This window comes from Pseudomonas sp. TMW22091 (genome assembly GCF_022496705.1).
Lineage (GTDB): Bacteria > Pseudomonadota > Gammaproteobacteria > Pseudomonadales > Pseudomonadaceae > Aquipseudomonas > Aquipseudomonas saxonica.
The window spans coordinates 310,795-328,635 of the sequence record NZ_SCFI01000006.1; the positions used below are offsets into that span (position 1 = coordinate 310,795).

General features: G+C 56.1%; 19 protein-coding genes. 6 read left to right on the top strand and 13 right to left on the bottom strand.

Features of this window, described 5'->3' with window-relative positions:
• Positions 1–2 precede the first annotated feature (2 nt).
• Positions 3–1,301 carry a CynX/NimT family MFS transporter gene (locus tag EQV93_RS14275; protein WP_240891780.1) on the bottom strand — a complete coding sequence of 433 codons (1,299 nt, stop codon included), beginning with the start codon at positions 1,299–1,301 and terminating at the stop codon, positions 3–5.
• A complete protein-coding gene (locus EQV93_RS14280; RefSeq protein WP_122782513.1) occupies positions 1,291–1,950 on the bottom strand; it encodes a FadR/GntR family transcriptional regulator in 660 nt (219 codons plus the stop codon). The genes EQV93_RS14275 and EQV93_RS14280 overlap by 11 nt, the downstream gene beginning before the upstream one ends.
• Before the next feature lie 165 nt (positions 1,951–2,115).
• Here EQV93_RS14280 and EQV93_RS14285 point away from each other — a divergent pair, with 165 nt between their 5' ends.
• Positions 2,116–2,424, top strand: coding sequence for a type II toxin-antitoxin system MqsR family toxin (locus EQV93_RS14285; RefSeq protein WP_146385363.1), 309 nt, complete (start codon positions 2,116–2,118; stop codon positions 2,422–2,424).
• Positions 2,424–2,915 carry a type II toxin-antitoxin system MqsA family antitoxin gene (locus EQV93_RS14290; RefSeq protein WP_240891781.1) on the top strand — a complete coding sequence of 164 codons (492 nt, stop codon included), beginning with the start codon at positions 2,424–2,426 and terminating at the stop codon, positions 2,913–2,915. Before EQV93_RS14285 ends, EQV93_RS14290 begins: the two co-directional genes overlap by 1 nt.
• Positions 2,916–3,018: 103 nt before the next feature.
• On the opposite strand, the gene EQV93_RS14295 is transcribed toward EQV93_RS14290, so the two are convergent.
• The 4 genes from EQV93_RS14295 to EQV93_RS14310 all read right to left on the bottom strand — a co-directional run bounded on the left by EQV93_RS14295 (position 3,019) and on the right by EQV93_RS14310 (position 7,179).
• Positions 3,019–3,783: an amino acid ABC transporter ATP-binding protein gene (locus tag EQV93_RS14295; RefSeq protein WP_122782516.1), complete on the bottom strand. Its 765-nt coding sequence runs from the start codon at positions 3,781–3,783 to the stop codon at positions 3,019–3,021.
• Positions 3,784–3,792: 9 nt separating this feature from the next.
• Positions 3,793–4,890, bottom strand: coding sequence for an amino acid ABC transporter permease (locus tag EQV93_RS14300; RefSeq protein WP_122782517.1), 1,098 nt, complete (start codon positions 4,888–4,890; stop codon positions 3,793–3,795).
• 10 nt (positions 4,891–4,900) lie between these two features.
• A complete protein-coding gene (locus EQV93_RS14305; RefSeq protein ID WP_240891782.1) occupies positions 4,901–6,082 on the bottom strand; it encodes an amino acid ABC transporter permease in 1,182 nt (393 codons plus the stop codon).
• Between the two features lie 68 nt (positions 6,083–6,150).
• Positions 6,151–7,179 carry an amino acid ABC transporter substrate-binding protein gene (locus EQV93_RS14310; RefSeq protein WP_122782519.1) on the bottom strand — a complete coding sequence of 343 codons (1,029 nt, stop codon included), beginning with the start codon at positions 7,177–7,179 and terminating at the stop codon, positions 6,151–6,153.
• Positions 7,180–7,599: 420 nt separating this feature from the next.
• Between EQV93_RS14310 and EQV93_RS14315 the strand changes: the two genes are divergently transcribed.
• Positions 7,600–8,256 carry an alpha/beta hydrolase gene (locus tag EQV93_RS14315; protein ID WP_240891783.1) on the top strand — a complete coding sequence of 219 codons (657 nt, stop codon included), beginning with the start codon at positions 7,600–7,602 and terminating at the stop codon, positions 8,254–8,256.
• An 85-nt stretch (positions 8,257–8,341) separates the two neighbouring features.
• On the top strand, positions 8,342–9,832 hold the full coding sequence (gene rhlB / locus EQV93_RS14320) for an ATP-dependent RNA helicase RhlB (protein WP_122782520.1): 1,491 nt from the start codon (positions 8,342–8,344) through the stop codon (positions 9,830–9,832).
• 86 nt (positions 9,833–9,918) lie between these two features.
• On the opposite strand, the gene EQV93_RS14325 is transcribed toward rhlB, so the two are convergent.
• From EQV93_RS14325 to moaC, 4 genes are all read right to left on the bottom strand, one after another.
• Complete coding sequence (locus EQV93_RS14325) at positions 9,919–10,512, bottom strand: hypothetical protein (RefSeq protein WP_240891784.1); 594 nt, start codon at positions 10,510–10,512, stop codon at positions 9,919–9,921.
• 982 nt (positions 10,513–11,494) lie between these two features.
• Positions 11,495–11,947, bottom strand: coding sequence for a molybdopterin synthase catalytic subunit MoaE (moaE, locus tag EQV93_RS14330; protein WP_122782522.1), 453 nt, complete (start codon positions 11,945–11,947; stop codon positions 11,495–11,497).
• 2 nt (positions 11,948–11,949) lie between these two features.
• Positions 11,950–12,195, bottom strand: a complete 246-nt coding sequence (gene moaD, locus EQV93_RS14335; RefSeq protein WP_153379769.1) for a molybdopterin converting factor subunit 1 — start codon at positions 12,193–12,195, stop codon at positions 11,950–11,952.
• Complete coding sequence (gene moaC / locus EQV93_RS14340) at positions 12,192–12,665, bottom strand: cyclic pyranopterin monophosphate synthase MoaC (protein ID WP_122782524.1); 474 nt, start codon at positions 12,663–12,665, stop codon at positions 12,192–12,194. The genes moaD and moaC overlap by 4 nt, the downstream gene beginning before the upstream one ends.
• A 158-nt stretch (positions 12,666–12,823) precedes the next feature.
• On the opposite strand from moaC, the gene EQV93_RS14345 reads away from it, so the two are divergent.
• Complete coding sequence (locus tag EQV93_RS14345; RefSeq protein ID WP_122782525.1) at positions 12,824–13,270, top strand: DMT family transporter; 447 nt, start codon at positions 12,824–12,826, stop codon at positions 13,268–13,270.
• Here the strand turns inward: EQV93_RS14345 and EQV93_RS14350 are convergent.
• Positions 13,187–14,167, bottom strand: a complete 981-nt coding sequence (locus tag EQV93_RS14350) for a LysR substrate-binding domain-containing protein (RefSeq protein WP_122782526.1) — start codon at positions 14,165–14,167, stop codon at positions 13,187–13,189. The genes EQV93_RS14345 and EQV93_RS14350 overlap by 84 nt on opposite strands.
• A 222-nt stretch (positions 14,168–14,389) precedes the next feature.
• Positions 14,390–15,784, bottom strand: a complete 1,395-nt coding sequence (locus EQV93_RS14355; RefSeq protein ID WP_122782527.1) for a PhoH family protein — start codon at positions 15,782–15,784, stop codon at positions 14,390–14,392.
• 474 nt (positions 15,785–16,258) lie between these two features.
• Here EQV93_RS14355 and EQV93_RS14360 point away from each other — a divergent pair, with 474 nt between their 5' ends.
• Positions 16,259–16,579 (top strand): hypothetical protein, encoded by a 321-nt coding sequence (locus tag EQV93_RS14360; protein ID WP_122782528.1) that lies wholly within the window; start codon positions 16,259–16,261, stop codon positions 16,577–16,579.
• A gap of 34 nt (positions 16,580–16,613) precedes the next feature.
• Here the strand turns inward: EQV93_RS14360 and EQV93_RS14365 are convergent, their stop codons facing one another.
• The gene (locus EQV93_RS14365; RefSeq protein WP_240891785.1) at positions 16,614–17,741 is read right to left on the bottom strand and encodes a polysaccharide deacetylase family protein; all 1,128 of its coding nucleotides are present in this window, start codon (positions 17,739–17,741) and stop codon (positions 16,614–16,616) included.
• Positions 17,742–17,841: the final 100 nt, after the last annotated feature.

Consider the following 17,841-nt stretch of genomic DNA (forward strand, 5'->3'; position numbering starts at 1 on the left):
CTTCAGAGTCGTTCGCTTTGCACATTCACATAACGCATGCGCCCCGCTCCCAGTCCGGCAACGATGGCAGCGACACCAATCACCCCGAAAATCCAGCCCAGCGCACTCCAGCCCCCTGTCACTTCATGCACCACGCCGACGGCCAACGGCCCCATGGACGCCACGGTGTAACCAATGCCCTGAGCCATCCCCGACAGGTTGGCCGCCACGTGAGCATCGCGCGAACGCATCACAATCAAAGTCAACGCCAGGCTGAATGCTCCGCCCTGCCCCAACCCCAGCACAATCGCCCAGCCCCATAAACCGTCAAGCGGCGCATACAGACAGCCGAACAGGCCGGCCAGGGTCATGCTCATCACCAACACGATCGCCAACCGCTGGTCCTTGCCGCGCGTGGCCAACCAGGGCGCTGTCAGTGCCGTAATCAATTGCACGATGACCGAACCCGACATCACCAGCCCGGCCTGAGTTGCCGTCAAACCGCGCCCCATCAAAATGGAAGGCAACCAGCCAAAAACAATGTACGAAAGCGACGATTGCAAACCCATGTACAACGTCACTTGCCACGCCAGTGGATCACGCAGCAACCCCCGCACCCGGTAAGCCACTTTATGCGCGCCTTGCCGCTTGCCCGTTTGCGGTAACCAGAAGATGGCCGCGATCAGTGCCGGCAATGCCCAAAAGCCCAAGCCCAATGCCCAGTTATTGCCCATTGCATGGCTTAACGGCACCGTGGCACCTGCCGCCAATGCCGCACCGAGACACAATGCCATGGTGTACACGCCCGTCATCGTGCCCGCATGCCCGGCAAAATCACGCTTGATGATGCCCGGCAGCAATACACCGATCACGCCAATACTGGCGCCCGCCAAAATGCTCCCGGCAAACAGCCCCACATCTCCCAACGAACTGCGCAGTGCAATGCCGCCGCCCAGCGTCAGCAATATTCCCAACACAACCCGCTCAGTCCCGAAACGTCTCGCCAGTATTGGCGCCAAAGGTGCGAACAGCCCCAGACACAGCACCGGCAAGGTGGTCAACAAACCCGCCTGAGCCGCAGACAAACCCAGGCTGTCAGACACTTGCGAGAGTAAAGGCGCCATGCTCGACAGGGCTGGGCGCAGATTCAACGCCACCAGCACCAAACCCAGCAACAGCAACCACGGCCGCACGACAACGGGAGGTAGGGGCGGCACCTGCTCGTCATCGACTTCGGCGTCAATCAGCAGTTCTTCCAGATCGTCCACAGGGCGAACAGGCTCGGTGAAGCGGGCCATGGTTTTCTCCGGTTCAGGGTTCATTGATCAACGTCCGGCAAAGCGCCATCGCCCGTTGCGGATCTTGCTGTTCAACAGCCGCCAGCAGGTCAATGTGCAAATCAAACACCGACTGGCGACGAGGCTGGGCTGCCAAAGTCGAACGTATCTGGCTGGTGACGATGCTTGAGGTGTAGCGATACAACTCACTCAGTGCGGGGTTGTGCGCGGCATCAATCAAGCGTTGGTGAAACAGCAAATCGCAACCAATAAACGTATCGAGCTCACCGTGGTAATGCTGGGCACTTTCCTTCAGAGCCAGATGCAGCAGGCGCAGATCTTCATCCGTGCGCCGCAAAGCCGCCAAGCCAATGGCTTCAACTTCCAGGATGTGCCGCGTCTCGCGTATTTGCTCCAGCGAGCAGGAAGACAACGCGCGCAAGGTATCCATCGGATCGATGCGTCCTCGTAGATAACTGCCGTCGCCCTGGCGGATCTCGATCAAACCGGCAAAGGCCAGCACGCGCATGGCTTCGCGCACGGTATTACGGCTGATACCCAGCTCTGCTGCCAGTTCGGGCTCGGTTGGCAAACGCTGCCCGACCTCCCAGGCGCCTTCTTTTATTCGCGTGCGCAGTTGTTCAAGGGCCTGGTCAACCAGTGAGCGTTTAATCAGTGGGGAAGCTTCTGTCATAAAATTCGCCTTTTCATCCAATCATTGGATGAATTTTCCGACATGTTAGTCAGACCCACGCGATCGGGCAATCCGCTAGAGATAAGTGGTCAACAGTAAATGACGGTTATACGTTGCAAAAAACACCCTTAAAGGGTAGTTTCACACTTATCGAGGCCGCCTCTTATGGAAAAGAAAACACCTCACTACGATCTCTTTTGCATTCAGGACGACGTACGCCGGCTTGGTGCTGTGGCATTCACTAAAAGCGCACTGGATGGCGGGCGGACGATGGGCCTGACACTGGCGCAAATGCAGCGAGTGATTACCTCACTGGAGCGCAGGGAGCTATACAAGTCGATGACCACTCATGCCGACCACCGGGTGTGGCAGGACGTTTACCACACCGATGCTTACGGCTTATTTATTTACATCAAGGTGACTTACCGACCCGGTGGAGGGCCGCCTGTCATTGCCTTCAAGGAAAAACACTGATGGACAGACACGATTGCTACACCTGCGGTGCGCCTAACGCATTGCAAGCCTTTAAAGATCGCAGTTTCACCGTATGTTTCAAACAATTGACTCGATCGGTCCACGGTCTGGCGGGCCATGAATGCGCGAAGTGCGGCGAAGTCGAGTTCGACGCTCCCAGCGCAGAGCGCTATGCCCAGGCAGGAGATGAACTGATAGAAGATGCCAAGCGGGTCATGGCTGACGAGATGAAACGCATTCGTCGCAAGTTGCATTTCACCCAGAAAAGCGCCGTACAACTATTGTCCGGCGGTGGTCACAACGCATTTAGCCGATACGAACGGGCCGAAGTGGAGCCTCCAAAGCCCTTGTTTGTGCTGATGCGCCTACTCGATCGCCACCCCGAACTGGTGGCTGAATTAGAGACCCTCAATGAATGCGCAGACATCAATGCGCTGCTGGAGCAAAAGCAACAGCAGCGCGAGAAAGCACGCCCCACCATCGCCCTGTAGCCGCTGCCGCAGGCTGCGATGGGTTGCGAAGCGACCCCGACAACCGAAGGTCCTTCGGCCCTTATCGCAGCCTGCGGCAGCGGCTACACGTAGTGCGTTTGGATCAATGCAAGATCTGATTCAAAAACAGCTTGGTCCGGTCATTTTGCGGGTTATCGAAGAACTCATTCGGCGCGGCCTGCTCCACGATTTCACCCTTGTCCATAAAGATCACCCGGTTGGCCACCGTACGTGCAAAGCCCATTTCATGAGTCACACACAGCATGGTCATGCCGTCTTCGGCCAACCCGATCATGGTGTCGAGTACCTCCTTGACCATTTCCGGGTCAAGGGCTGACGTCGGTTCATCGAACAACATGATCTTGGGCTTCATGCACAACGCCCGGGCAATCGCTACCCGCTGTTGCTGACCACCCGACAACTGCCCCGGGTACTTGTGCGCCTGCTCCGGAATTCGCACACGCTCCAGATAGTGCATGGCAATTTCTTCAGCCTGACGCTTTGGCATCTTGCGCACCCACATCGGTGCCAGTGTGCAGTTTTGCAAAATGGTGAGGTGCGGGAACAGATTGAAGTGTTGAAACACCATGCCCACTTCACGGCGCACGGTTTCGATTTGCTTGATGTCGTTGGTCAACTCAACGCCGTCAACCACGATGCGCCCTTGCTGGTGCTCTTCTAGGCGATTGAGGCAACGAATGGTCGTCGATTTGCCAGACCCCGAAGGCCCGCACAATACAATGCGTTCCCCCGGCTGCACGTTCAGGTTGATGTCCTTGAGCACGTGAAACTGGCCGTACCACTTGTTAACGTCCTGCATCTGAATAATGCCTTCAGCGCTCGCAGGTTTTTTGATGGCTTCACTCATGTCGCACTCCTAACGCTTATGACCAGTGTCCAGCTTGCGCTCCAGATGCATGGAGTAGCGGGACATGCCAAAACAGAAAATCCAGAACACCAACGCCGCAAACACATAGCCTTCCGTCGCCATACCCAACCACGTCGGGTCGGCGGCCGCTTGTTTGACGCTGTTGAGCAAGTCAAACAAGCCGATGATGATCACCAGGCTCGTGTCCTTGAACAGGGCAATAAAGGTGTTAACGATGCCGGGAATAACCAGTTTCAAGGCTTGCGGCAAGATCACCAGGCCCATGCTGCGCCAATACCCCAAGCCCATCGCTGCCGCGGCTTCGTACTGCCCCTTGGGGATAGCTTGCAAGCCCCCGCGCACCACTTCCGCCACATAGGCCGACTGGAACAGAATCACTCCGATCAACGCGCGAAGCAGTTTGTCGAAGTTCATGCCCTCGGGCAGAAACAGCGGCAACATCACCGAAGACATAAACAGCACGGTAATCAGCGGTACACCGCGCCAGAACTCGATGAAGGTCACACACACCACGCGAATGGCCGGCATGTCCGAACGCCGTCCCAGCGCCAGCAAGATCCCCAGCGGCAAAGCACCGGCAATGCCGACTGTGGCAATCACCAGCGTCAGCATCAAACCGCCCCACTGGCTGGTGGCCACGTTGCTGAGGCCAAAGTAACCGCCATGCAACAGGCTGTACGCCGCAATCGGGTACACCACCAGAAAGCTCAGCCCGTAGATGGCCTTGTGCTTGAACCGCGAGATAAACAGCGGTGCCACACCGACCACGGCCAAAATCACCGTCAGGTCGACCCGCCAGCGCAGTTCACGCGGGTAATAGCCGTACATGAACTGGCCAAAACGCTGCTGGATAAACACCCAACAGGCGCCCTCTTTGGTGCAGTCCGCCCGGGTACTGCCGACCCAATTGGCATCGAATATCGCCCAGCTCAGCAGCGGCGGCACGATCAGCCAGATCAGGTAAAAGGCAAATAGGGTCAGCAGTGTGTTGAGCCAGCTGGAAAACAGATTGGCCCGCGCCCAGGCGACGATGCCGATGCGGTTGCCCGGTGGCGGCATGTCAGGTTTGAAAACATGAGTCGTCATAGTCGCGTCCTCATCGCTCGATCAGCGCAATGCGCGTGTTGTACCAGTTCATCAACAGCGAAATGCTGATGCTGATGGCCAGGTAAACGCTCATGGTGATGGCGATGACTTCAATGGCCTGCCCGGTTTGGTTCAGCACCGTACCGGCAAACAGAGAAACCATTTCCGGGTACCCGATGCCCGCCGCCAGCGACGAGTTTTTCACCAGGTTGAGGTATTGGCTGGTCAACGGCGGAATAATCACCCGCAATGCTTGAGGGATGATGACCTTGCGCAAGGTCGGCCCGGGGCGCAGCCCCAAAGAACGCGCGGCTTCAGTCTGGCCATGACTGACCGATTTGATGCCCGAACGCACGATCTCGGCGATGAATGCAGCGGTGTAAACAGTCAAGGCAATGGTCAAAGCCAACAGTTCAGGGATCAGCACCCAGCCGCCCACAAAGTTGAAACCCTTGAGCTGTGGCATTTCCCAATGCACCGGCGCCCCGAATACCAGCACGCACAGCCCCGGGATCACCAGCAAGAGCGCCAAACCGGCCCAAAACTTATGGAAGGGCACACCCGTGTCTTCGAAGCGTTTGTTGGCCCAACGAACCATCAGCACAATCGCTACCAGCGCCAGTACCACACTGACCACAAAAGGCCAGAAGGCGTCGGTTCCAATGGCTGCCGGCATATTCAGGCCACGGCTGCTCATGTAGAAAATGTCGCCGAAGTTATGACTGTTACGCGGGCCTGGCATGGTCAGAAAGACAGCGAAATACCAGAACAGGATTTGCAGCAATGGCGGGATATTGCGAAACACCTCCACATACACCGTCGCCAGTTTGTTGATCATCCAGTTCGGCGATAGCCGCGCAATGCCGACGATGAACCCGAGGATCGTCGCCAGAACCACACCGATGGCCGATACCAGCAACGTATTCAACAACCCGATAACGAATACGCGGGCATAACTGTCAGACTCGGTGTAATCAATCAAATGCTGCGCAATGCCAAACCCGGCACTGCGTTCAAGAAAGTCAAAACCCGAAGTAATACCGCGGTGTTGCAGGTTGGTCTGGGTGTTGTTGAACAAATACCAGCCCATGAAGACCACCAACGCGACGGTGATGATCTGAAATAACCACGCACGCACACGTGGATCGCTGAGGCTGAGCCTCGGCTTGGGTGCGCCGACTTTTGTCTGCATGAAATGCCCCAGGAAAGATGGATCAACACAACATCACCCGGCAGTTGGCCTGCCGGGTAACAGGGCTATCAGCGCACAGGCGGTGCGTATTGGATGCCGCCGTTGTTCCACAGGGCGTTCAGCCCGCGGTCAATGGCCAGCGGAGTGCTTTTACCGAGGTTTTTCTCGAAAACTTCACCGTAGTTACCGACCTGGCTGACGATTTGCACCACCCAGTCCTTCGGCAGTTTCAAGTCTTTGCCGTATTCACCATCAGCACCCAGCAAACGGGCCACGTCCGGGTTTTTGGTGGATTTGGCTTCTTCCACTACGTTCTTCGAGGTCACACCGGCTTCTTCGGCATTGAGCATGGCAAACAGCGTCCACTTCACAATGCTGAACCAGTCTTCGTCGCCCTTGCGAACCACTGGCCCCAAAGGCTCTTTGGAGATGGTTTCAGGCAACACCACGTAATCGTTCGGGTTGGCCAGCTTGCTGCGTTGTGCGTAGAGCTGGGACTTGTCGGAGGTCAGTACGTCGCAACGGCCGCTTTCAAGCGACTTGGCGCTTTCATCAGACGTGTCGAAGGTGATCGGGGTGTATTTCAGATTATTGGCGCGGAAGTAATCCGACACGTTCAGTTCAGTGGTGGTACCGGCCTGGATGCAAATGGTCGCACCGTCCAGTTCCTTGGCACTTTTTACGCCCAGCTTGTTGTTGACCAAAAAGCCAACGCCGTCGTAATAAGTCACACCGGCAAAGACCATGCCCATGCCCGCGTCACGAGAGCTGGTCCAGGTGGTGTTGCGCGACAGCACATCCACTTCACCGGATTGCAGCGCAGTAAAACGCTCCTTGGCATTCAGCTGGCTGAATTTGACCTTGGTCGCATCGCCAAACACGGCTGCCGCTACGGCACGGCAAATATCAGCATCGATCCCCAAAATCTTGCCGTCTTTGTCAGGCACCGAAAAGCCCGGCAAGCCATCGCTGACACCACACTGCACAAACCCTTTCTTTTTAACCGCATCGAGCGTCGCGCCGGCGTTGGCAAAACCGCTGACACTTAACACGATGGCGGCAGTGGCCAAAGCCAGGGTGGATTTCAGTTGCTTCATTCAAACCTCCAAGTGCTGCTTATGTTGTGTTTGAACAAGACCCGCCGCCCCCTTGTGAGGCACTGTTGACCCGTGTTGGCTTTTTATTGGGTCAAGCGGCATAAGCCTTGAGCGATGGGTGCATCGCACGAACTTTCACACTGAAGCGCTCACTTGAGCTGTTGCTGTCCCTGTCTAACTTCACCGTCCAGCTTTTTGCAGCCCCCACGTCGACAGTTGCCTGTTAGTGTTACCGCCGAGGGTGAATGCATTAACATCCCTGACTCGTTAGCAAAGCGCGTACCACTCTTGCGCCACAGGGCATTGCGCCCTATTTTTCAGAAAAAACTTTCAGGCAATACCCAGTTTTTTCACAACCAGAACGATTACGCACCTTTGTCGCGCACCCAATTCGCGCGCACGCACAACGATGGAGCAGCCATGACCGACCCCCTGATTATCCAGCCACCAAAGACCGCAGACGCTTGTGTTATCTGGCTCCACGGCTTGGGTGCCGACCAGACTGACTTCCAGCCAGTGGCTCAAATACTGGTGCAGACGCTACCGACGACGCGCTTTGTTTTACCTCAAGCGCCCACTCGCCCCGTCACCATCAATGGCGGATATGCCATGCCCAGCTGGTACGACATCAAGGCCATGAGCCCGGCACGCTCCATCAGCATGGATGAGCTGGAAACGTCGGCCGAGACGGTGATTGCCTTGATCGAAGCGCAGAAGAGCGCCGGAATAGACGCAAGCCGGATATTTCTCGCGGGCTTCTCCCAGGGCGGGGCCGTGGTCTATCACACCGCTTACGTGAAATGGCAGGGCGCACTGGGTGGCGTTATTGCCCTGTCCACCTATGCACCGACCTTCGACGATCAGCTGGAACTGTCCGCCAGTCAGCAACGCATTCCTGCTTTGTGCCTGCATGGCCAGAAGGATGAAGTCGTTCAATACGCGATGGGCCGTTCGGCTTATGAGCATTTGAAGCAACGGGGTGTATCGGTTACATGGCAGGAATACCTAATGGGCCATGAAGTGTTACTGGACGAAATCACCCACATAGGTGATTGGCTGAAAGACCGTCTGGGCTAAAACTGAAACATCCTGTCGTTCACCTACGCCGAGCACGCGACTTGCATTACACTGCCCGGCGTACACTCCTTAACCAACTGATGAGATGACCGTGCTCAAAGCACTCAAAAAAATATTTGGTAAAAGCGAGGCTGAGCCGCTCGCGCCAGCTTCAACCACGCCTGGAGCCAGCCAAGGCCCGCGTACTGATGCACAAAAGCCTGCCCGTCCGGAGCCTGAACCCGCCGCGGTGAATACCCCCGCAGCCCCTTCGGCACCTGAACCGCAGCGCATCGAAAAACCCAAAGTGACAAAACCACGCCGTGAAGTGGCGCCCAAGCCGCCGGTCATTCCCTGGAAACTCGAAGACTTCGTGGTTGAGCCGCAAGAAGGCAAAACCCGCTTTCACGATTTCAACCTGGCCCCCGAACTGATGCACGCCATTCAGGACCTGGGCTTCCCGTATTGCACGCCGATTCAGGCTCAGGTTCTGGGTTATACCCTGAGCGGCCGTGACGCTATTGGCCGCGCCCAGACCGGCACTGGCAAAACCGCTGCCTTTCTGATTTCGATCATCAGCCAGCTGACGCAAACCCCACCGCCCAAAGAGCGGTACATGGGTGAGCCGCGCGCGTTGATCATTGCGCCGACCCGCGAGCTGGTGGTGCAAATCGCCAAAGACGCTGCCGACCTCACCAAGTACACCGACCTCAACGTCATGGCGTTCGTAGGTGGCATGGACTTCGATAAACAGCTGAAACAGCTAGAAGCCCGCCACTGCGACATCCTGGTCGCCACACCGGGCCGCTTGCTGGACTTCAACCAGCGCGGCGAAGTTCACCTGGACATGGTCGAAGTCATGGTGCTCGACGAAGCCGACCGCATGCTCGACATGGGCTTCATCCCCCAAGTGCGTCAGATCATTCGTCAGACCCCGCCGAAAGCCGAGCGCCAGACCCTGCTCTTCTCCGCGACCTTTACGGAAGACGTGATGAACCTGGCCAAACAATGGACCACCGACCCGGCCATTGTTGAAATCGAAGCGCCAAGCCGTGCCAACGAACTGGTGGAACAGCATGTCTATGCCGTGGCCGGTGCTGACAAATACAAATTGCTGTTCAACCTGGTGAACGACAATGGCTGGGAACGCGTGATCGTGTTCGCCAACCGCAAAGACGAAGTACGCCGCATTGAAGAGCGTCTGGTGCGCGACGGCATCAACGCTGCGCAACTGTCCGGCGACGTGCCGCAGCATAAGCGGATCAAGACCCTCGAAGGTTTCCGCGAAGGCAAAATTCGCGTCCTGGTGGCCACTGACGTCGCGGGTCGCGGCATCCATATCGACGGCATCAGCCACGTGATCAACTTCACCCTGCCTGAAGTGCCGGACGACTACGTACACCGCATTGGCCGAACCGGCCGTGCGGGCGCCAGCGGTGTCTCCATCAGCTTCGCGGGCGAAGATGACTCCTACCAACTGCCGTCCATCGAAGCCATGCTGGGCCGCAAAATCAGCTGCGAGACCCCGCCGACAGAACTGCTGCGCCCGGTGGTACGCGCCGTGCGCAAGCCGCAGGACCCAACAGAAACGGCGTAATACTCGATTCGCTGGTTATGTAGGAGCGAGCGTGCTCGCTCCTACAGGTGTTTTGACCAGCACCGTCAATGAATGCGCAAGCACCTCTACACGTCACCGTAACCAACATCGCCGAAAAGCATAATGCCGAACGCGACCACCCAATACACCCCTCCCAATATGATCCAAACAATATTGGCTGTCGTGAACTCACGGTTGCTTGTGCCTTCAGGATCACCGGCAAGTCGATTGATCGCCCGCTGAGCGCCGATAAAGCAAGTGGTCGTTACAGCAAGGGTTGTGGCACTGATTGCGAAAGCCAGCCGAGGGTCTGCAGGGGCATCGAGAAATAAAGGGGCTATAAACGATAGTACAGTCACTCCTATAAGCGACACGCCTCGTAATGTTGGATACCAACGATACACTTCGCCGGTTGTTTGGAGCCCAGCATTGATTCGTTCAAACAACGGCATAATAAAGAATGGCCAAAAAATGCCACGCATAAAGGGAGTGACCTCAGCGCCTCTGGCATCTCTATAAAACACCCAGTTTCGATAAGACCAATACACTGCGTAACCACCTATAGTGATCACAAACAAGATCAAAAACTTATTGATGGACACGACATATAAATCCGCGTGAGAACTCGTTGCGCTCTCACCCTTGGATAAAAGGACATCGTGTTTATTTTCATCGCACATACACTGACCTTCACTTTATAAAAAGCCAGCAATAAACCACACAACAACCTATAGAGTATGCAGAACACTTCTTTTTAATCCGTAGGATGTTTCTACAAGCAGACAACGTAAAACCAATCACTCCCTCAAACTTCTTCCAACCGCACATCAAATATTTTATGACCGACACGAGTGACTTTAAACGCCCACACCAAAAAAAAGCCAGCGACCAACACCATATTCCCCGCCAAATTGCCGACCCACTGAAATACTGCGCCTACAGCCACTGTCCCTATTAACGCGCCCACCACCATAAGGTTCCATATCAACATGTGTCTGGCCAAGGCATATCTAATTTTCTTTCTTTGGTCAAAAGCCGCATGCAAATGAGCGTTACAGTTAATACACGGTATACGCTGCCCCCCCAACAACTGACCAAGAGCTCCATAAGTAGATGGCCACACGCACTCGCAACGTGAGCAGTAGAAACAATAAACGGACAACGATCCTCTACAGAAGATGACGAAAGGTTATTCATGGGTGTCCTTTCTTGAAATTCTTATAATTGAGCACTGAATACAACCCTGCCTATTTACAAAAAGCGCCCTGTTAACCCATTGTAAAGCCCGACTGCTGAAGCCGTATCACACTGACTCTTTGAAACCCATGCGTTACGTTTTGGCGTGTTCAACTTAGAAGTTGAACCAACAGAAAAACTGATACCGGCAGACCGAAAGCAATCATTAGCAGCATCCCTCTGCTCTAGTACTTCCCAGTTGGGCCACCCACTTCAAGAGACGCATCATCCATTGCGACAAGTTTCTCCTGCTTATCTGAAATTGACCGGTGTACACAACGGGCTGACGTAAGCATCCGGGCTCCTCCCTAAATAAAGGGCTGAACGCTAACGGATAGACAGGTGAGGAGGTTGTAGGAGGATTCTGAAATTTTTAAAAGATACGTCTTGGATCGTTGCGGAGCACCGACTGGTGCTCGTAAACCATCATTTCACCCAGCGCTCCGCTGCGGCTTCATCACTGGCCCGCCCTTCGACCCAGCGCGGGCCATCGCAGGTCTGTTCTTTCTTCCAGAACGGGGCACGGGTTTTCAGGTAGTCCATGACGAAGGCGCAGGCGTCGAAGGCGGCTTGACGATGGGCACTGGCCACGCCAACAAACACAATGGGCTCACCCGGCTCCAGCGCGCCCACACGATGCAGCACGTGCAGTTTGAGCAACGGCCAGCGCTGCTCGGCTTCGGCCATGATCTTGGCCAAGGCTTTTTCGGTCATGCCGGGGTAATGCTCCAGAAACAGCCCCGCCACGTCGCGCCCGTCATTGAAGTCGCGCACATAGCCCACAAAGCTCACCACCGCGCCGACGCCCAGATTGGCCGCGTGCAGGGCGTTGACCTCGGCCCCCGGATCAAAAGCCGCCTCTTGTACCCGAATCGACATGTTCAGCCTCCCGTGACCGGTGGGAAAAACGCCACGTGGTCGCCTTCCGCCAAGGGTTCATCGAGCTTGCACAGCTCTTCATTGCGCGCACACATCAGGTTGGGCTCTGCCAGTACCTGCCAAACGTCTTTGCGTTGCAGCAAATGCGCACGCAAGTGCTCTAGGGTGGCGAACTCGCCTTCGACCGTTTCTCTATCCACCCCCAATGCTTCACGGTAGCGGGCGAAGTACATGACGTTCAGTTTCATGCCTGGTCAGCCTTGAAGTGACCGCTCTTGCCGCCGAGCTTTTCCAGCACGCGCAGGCCTTCGATGGTCATGCCGCGGTCGACCGCTTTGCACATGTCGTAAATGGTCAGCGCAGCCACGCTGGCGGCCGTCAGGGCTTCCATTTCAACCCCGGTTTGCCCGGCCAGCTTGCAGCGCGCGACGATCAAAACTGCCTCGGTGCCTTGAGCGCTGAGTTCAACTTTAACGCTGGTGAGCATCAACGGATGGCACAAGGGAATGAGGTCAGCGGTTTTTTTCGCTGCCTGAATGCCGGCGATACGGGCCACGGCGAAAACATCACCCTTGGGGTGACCGCCACTAACAATCATGGCCAGGGTTTCGGGGCGCATGTGCACCACCGCTTGAGCCACGGCCTCACGGGACGTCACGGCTTTATCGGTAACGTCGACCATGTTGGCACGGCCTTGGGAATCTAAATGAGTCAGCACGGGAATACTCCAGACAGGAAGGTCGAGTTTAAACCCGAGCGTACGGTTTGCCCACGTCCGCCGGGCTATCCATCCCGCGAATAGCGCACATCAGATCGTCGAATTGGTCACCCGCCCTCCTGCGCCGTACAACGGTGCAAACCTTGGAGGATGCAGTGATGCCGTTTTTTATTGCGATTGTGTTAAGTCTGCTGGCCGGTGCCGCCGTGCCTTTGCAAGCTGGGAGCAACGCCCGCCTGGGGGTGCTGCTGGGCCACCCGTTCTGGGCAACGGCAATGTCGTTGTGTGTCAGTGGTGCCGCCATTGCCGTGGTGATGCTACTGATCAAAGTGCCCCGCCCCAATGCAGCCGCGCTTCTCGGTGCACCCTGGTGGGTGTGGTTGGGCGGGCTGGCCGGGGTGTTTTACATCACCGTGGCGCTGATGATCGTGCCACGTCTGGGTGCGCTGAATTTCATCATGGCGGTGGTGGTCGGCCAGTTGCTAATTTCAGTGCTGATGGACTATTTCGGGTTGCTCGGCTTACCCAGGCACACGCCCAGCCTGCAAAAGCTGATCGGCGTCAGCGTGGTGCTGGCCGGGTTTTTCATCGCTTCTCGGGGTTGATGCCGTCACCTGTTTGACTAACTCACGCAGCCAGCGATGGCCCGGGTCTTCGTTTAAACGCGGGTGCCAAACCTGCACGTAGTTAAAGGGCGCAATGGCCAAGGGCGGGGGCATTGTGACGAGACCGTCGCCCATCACCCGATTGTCGAGGGTGCGGGTGGCCACGGTGAGGATCAAGTCTGTGTCGACAATCATGGCCGGGGCCGCGCTCCAGTGCGGCACATTGACCACCACCCGACGCTGCAAACCCCGCGCACGCAGCACGTTATCGACTTCGCCCTGAGTGCTGCCGTCAGTGGAGACCAGCAGGTGCGGACGCGCCAGATAACCCGTCAGATCCAGCTCGCCCTGCTCAGGCAGCGAGCGCCGGTTTAACAGGCAAGTGAAGGTCTCTTCAAACAGCAACTCACTGCAGACCTCATCGGTCAGGTGGGTAAACACCCCAAGGGCGAGGTCAATCTTGCCCTGTTCGATTTGCTCCAGCATGCCGGCGCGGCTGTCTTGTACCACCACCAACGAGGTGTCGGGTGCTTGGGCGCGTAGTTGCACCAGTAACTTCGGCAACACAATCGAGGCACCGTAATCTGACATGGCGACACGAAAAGTGCGTTGCGACTCGGCAGGAACAAAATCGATGGACTGGCCGAGCAAGGATTCGATCTGCCCGAGGATGGCTTTGAGTGGGGCCTGAAGGTTTTGTGCCAGCACGCTGAGCACCACCTCGTTGCCCTGACGGATCAGTAACGGATCGTCCAAAAGCACCCGGAGTTTGTTCAATGAGTGGCTGATGGCCGGTTGGCTGAGGTGCAGGCGGATGCCCGTGCGGGTCACGTGCTTCTCCGTGAGCAACGCGTCGAGCACCACCAGCAGGTTTAAATCGATGTTGCGCAGTAACATCCTGACGATCCTGTCATGCCTGTGCCGTGCAGCTTAACGCGATTTGGTCATACCCGTAGCAGCTGCCGAAAGCGGCGTGCGGTTGCGAAGCGACCGTAGATCCTGAAACCCTGCTTTGCGGTTTTACGACGACTGCGTCGCCGGACGCAGCCTTCGGCAGCTGCTACAGGTCGGGGGTGAATCGTGATGAAATCGGGCGGCTCAGGGCCGCCCGGGGTTGGGTCACAGATGGGATTCGGCGTATTCGGCCAGAATCGAACGAGGCACCCCTTGCAGGGCAATGTGCACACCATTGGGGAAGTCTTTGAAACGCTCCGTCAGGTAGGTCAGCCCTGAACTGGTGGCCGACAGGTAAGGCGTATCAATCTGCGCCAGGTTGCCCAGGCACACCACTTTAGAGCCTGCACCCGCACGGGTGATGATGGTTTTCATCTGGTGCGGCGTCAGGTTTTGGCATTCATCAATCAAAATCAGGCTTTGCTGGAAGCTGCGGCCCCGTATGTAGTTGAGGGATTTAAACTGCAAAGGCACTTTGCTAAGAATGTAATCAACGCTGCCGTGGGTGCTTTCGTCCTCCATATGCAAAGCTTCAAGGTTGTCGGTGATAGCGCCCAGCCAAGGTTCCATTTTCTCGGCTTCGGTGCCCGGCAAAAAGCCGATTTCCTGATCCAGCCCTTGCACGCTGCGGGTACAGATGATGCGCCGGTAGCGTTTGCTGACCATGGTTTGCTCAATAGCCGCCGCCAGCGCCAGAATGGTTTTACCCGAACCCGCCGCACCCGACAGATTGACCAGGTGAATATCCGGGTCCAGCAAGGCAAACAACGCCAGCCCCTGATAAATGTCCCGGGGTTTGAGCCCCCAGGCTTCCTGATGCAATAAAGGCTCTTGATGCAGGTCGAGAATCAACAGGTGATCTTTGCGAATCTCCTTGATCCAGCCGACAAAGCCCTGTTCGTCGATGATGAACTCGTTGATATGCACCGCAGGTAAATTGTCCACCAGTTGTACCTGATGCCAGGTACGGCCATGCCCCTGACGGGTTTCAACTTTGCTGACACGGTCCCAGAAGGAGCCGGTCATGGTGTGATAGCCGCGAGACAGCATCGACACGTCATCAACCAATTGGTCGGTGCTGTAATCTTCGGCTTCGATTCCGCAGGCACGCGCCTTGAGGCGCATGTTGATGTCTTTGGTCACCAGCACCACATGCCATTCCGGTCGGCGGGCATGCAAGTCGATCAACTGGTTGATGATGATGTTGTCGTTGAGGTTTTCGGGCAGCAGCGTGTTGGGTTCTCTGCGCTTGTTCATCAAGATGGAAAGGAAGCCTTTAGGGCCGCTTTTACCACGCTGGATGGGCACGCCTTTTTCGACATCTTCGGGGCAAGCAACGCCCAATAACTGATCGATCAGCCTGATTGCCTGGCGGCACTCCGCAGCCACCAGCAACTTGCCGGCCTTGAGTTTGTCGAGTTCTTCGAGCACCGTCATCGGGATTGCGACGTGGTGTTCCTCGAAGTTGAGCAACGCATTGGGATCGTGAATCAGAACATTGGTATCGAGTACATAAAGGATCGGTTTGTTGGAAGAAGGAATGCGTCCGTGATCATCCATACTCGGTCACCTTTGTGGGAGCCATTCGACGCAACACCTCAACAGTGTTGCGCCTCGAAGTGACTGCCTATTCATCTGAACCTGCCAGATGAATGTCCTGCCCGATGGGTCTTGGAAGACGCCACCTGTGTTGCAGGTTTCGGCTGTCTGTCTTCGTAATACTCCAAATTGTGTGACAAAAAAAAGCTTTTCTTGCGCTTTTTAACTATTTTTTTCTAACGGGCCAAATGGACTTGGCGCCATCTCAAATCGCTACTAGGCTTAGTAATTACCTGAAACATAGTCATACGTTTTTGAACCAAAAATCGGCTATCTCGGATACAAAAAGCGGAATTTATTCTGCTGACAGAAATGCCAGAGCCCTCTGACAAAAAGCGCGGATGCGTCTTGTCTGCCCTCCTTGAAGGCGCACGTAAGCTTCGTGGCAGGCTGCTTTCAGCCTGATTCCTCAATGCTTATGCCGAAGGAGGCCGTATGACCCCAATTTCCAAAACCCTGGAACACCTGCTGCTCGATATTTACAAAGACGGCAGCGTGTCTTTTACCGAATACCAACAACTTCGTGACAATGCAGACGAGCGCATGGAGGCAGTCATTCACGAGTTTGGCTTGCACAACAACATCACTGCCTTCCAAAAGGCGATGGACGTTGCCATGCAGTTGCTACAGCTATCGGTCATTGATGCCAAAAAAGCCCAGCTCACTGACACCGGTGAGGCCATCGTCAAAGACGCCATCGTGGCTCAAGTTGAATACCTTCGCGTCGGCACCGACATGGCCTTGCGCCTTCTGTAACGCCCTCGCCCGCCTTCACCGGCGGGCACTCCCTTCACGGGTGACCCATTGCCCCGCATTCTTGCCAACCCAAACCGCTCTGCGCTGTGGCCTTCAGTAACCAGGGCAATGCGCTGCGCACTTTGTCTTGAGTGTCGTGAAAGGCAATCACCCCATGACGCCACAACAGCATCAAGGTCAGCACCCGATGCGCCGACTGCTCGCCGGTCAGGCTGGCGGCCATGTCTTGCGAATCAATGTTCCACAAGGCCACTTGCAAACCTTGCGACTTGAAAAATGCGCCGCTGTCTGCACGTCGATGCCCATAGGGGGGGCTGAACACAGGCACGTAATTGTCTGGTAGCTGCTGTTTGACCAGTGCGGCACTGCGCACAATCGAGTCCTGCCAGTCTTGCCAATGGCTGTGCGAGCGGTATTCCCAGCCTTGCACACCGACGCACTGGCCCTTGTACAGCGACTGAACGGCCTGTTCAGAGGTTTTACCGAGGCGCGCTTGCAGACTATTGCCGAGCACAAAGAAGGTCGCGCTCATCGATTGCTTGCGCAAGTAGTCGGTGAGCCAGTCTGTTGTGCCCGGTGACTGGCTGGGGCCACTGTCGAGCGTCAACATAAAGAGTCGGTCGCTCATTTGTTCGCCGTTGAACTCCTGCTCACCGAATACAGCGACTTCACTGGCAATTTGCGGGAACAACGCTGCCATTCGCAGCTGTTCATCCAGATAACGACGATGGAACTCACGGCTCGGCTCGGCCCATGCTGCGTAAAACGAGTCGTCGGCCACGACAAATTTGCCGGCCTGTTCGCGCAACGAGGGCATGTCTTCGACGTAGTAACAAAACGATGCATCCTGATCGCAGCTCTGTTGGGCGGCGTTGTAGTTAAGCAAGAGCTGCTGCCACAGGCGCTGACGAACGCTATCGATTGAGTCGAGGTTAATGACTTTAAGGTTAAGACGCTGTTTCAGGGCGTTTTCATCCAGCGCTTCGGTGGCCAGTAAAGCATGAGCGAAGGTGAGGATTTCTGCGCGTGAGGCCACGTCGAACAAGGCCGGGCTGCTCAGTTGTTCCGGCCAAGTGCTGCGGTCCAGCGTTGCCGGTTCGTTGGGCGCCGCCATTGCACCCAGACACATCAGCCAGGTCGATAAAAAAAGAGCCACACGCACGGGTTGTTCTCCCAATAAAAAACTGCCAGCACTATAACCTTGCTTGCAGCGCTTTAAGACTGATGCTTGTTGCTGGTTGCTGGTTGCTGGTTGCTTATAA

Bases quoted from the DNA above. Each gene is read 5' to 3' on its own strand.
- EQV93_RS14300 (WP_122782517.1), bottom strand. From the start codon at position 4,890: ATGACGACTCATGTTTTCAAACCTGACATGCCGCCACCGGGCAACCGC.
- moaD (WP_153379769.1), bottom strand. From the start codon at position 12,195: ATGAAACTGAACGTCATGTACTTCGCCCGCTACCGTGAAGCATTGGGG.
- EQV93_RS14355 (WP_122782527.1), bottom strand. From the start codon at position 15,784: ATGGATGATCACGGACGCATTCCTTCTTCCAACAAACCGATCCTTTAT.
- rhlB (WP_122782520.1), top strand. From the start codon at position 8,342: ATGACCGTGCTCAAAGCACTCAAAAAAATATTTGGTAAAAGCGAGGCT.
- EQV93_RS14315 (WP_240891783.1), top strand. From the start codon at position 7,600: ATGACCGACCCCCTGATTATCCAGCCACCAAAGACCGCAGACGCTTGT.
- EQV93_RS14295 (WP_122782516.1), bottom strand. From the start codon at position 3,783: ATGAGTGAAGCCATCAAAAAACCTGCGAGCGCTGAAGGCATTATTCAG.
- EQV93_RS14360 (WP_122782528.1), top strand. From the start codon at position 16,259: ATGACCCCAATTTCCAAAACCCTGGAACACCTGCTGCTCGATATTTAC.
- EQV93_RS14305 (WP_240891782.1), bottom strand. From the start codon at position 6,082: ATGCAGACAAAAGTCGGCGCACCCAAGCCGAGGCTCAGCCTCAGCGAT.
- EQV93_RS14290 (WP_240891781.1), top strand. From the start codon at position 2,424: ATGGACAGACACGATTGCTACACCTGCGGTGCGCCTAACGCATTGCAA.
- EQV93_RS14310 (WP_122782519.1), bottom strand. From the start codon at position 7,179: ATGAAGCAACTGAAATCCACCCTGGCTTTGGCCACTGCCGCCATCGTG.
- moaE (WP_122782522.1), bottom strand. From the start codon at position 11,947: ATGTCGATTCGGGTACAAGAGGCGGCTTTTGATCCGGGGGCCGAGGTC.
- EQV93_RS14345 (WP_122782525.1), top strand. From the start codon at position 12,824: ATGCCGTTTTTTATTGCGATTGTGTTAAGTCTGCTGGCCGGTGCCGCC.
- EQV93_RS14280 (WP_122782513.1), bottom strand. From the start codon at position 1,950: ATGACAGAAGCTTCCCCACTGATTAAACGCTCACTGGTTGACCAGGCC.
- EQV93_RS14275 (WP_240891780.1), bottom strand. From the start codon at position 1,301: ATGAACCCTGAACCGGAGAAAACCATGGCCCGCTTCACCGAGCCTGTT.
- EQV93_RS14350 (WP_122782526.1), bottom strand. From the start codon at position 14,167: ATGTTACTGCGCAACATCGATTTAAACCTGCTGGTGGTGCTCGACGCG.
- EQV93_RS14325 (WP_240891784.1), bottom strand. From the start codon at position 10,512: ATGTGCGATGAAAATAAACACGATGTCCTTTTATCCAAGGGTGAGAGC.
- EQV93_RS14285 (WP_146385363.1), top strand. From the start codon at position 2,116: ATGGAAAAGAAAACACCTCACTACGATCTCTTTTGCATTCAGGACGAC.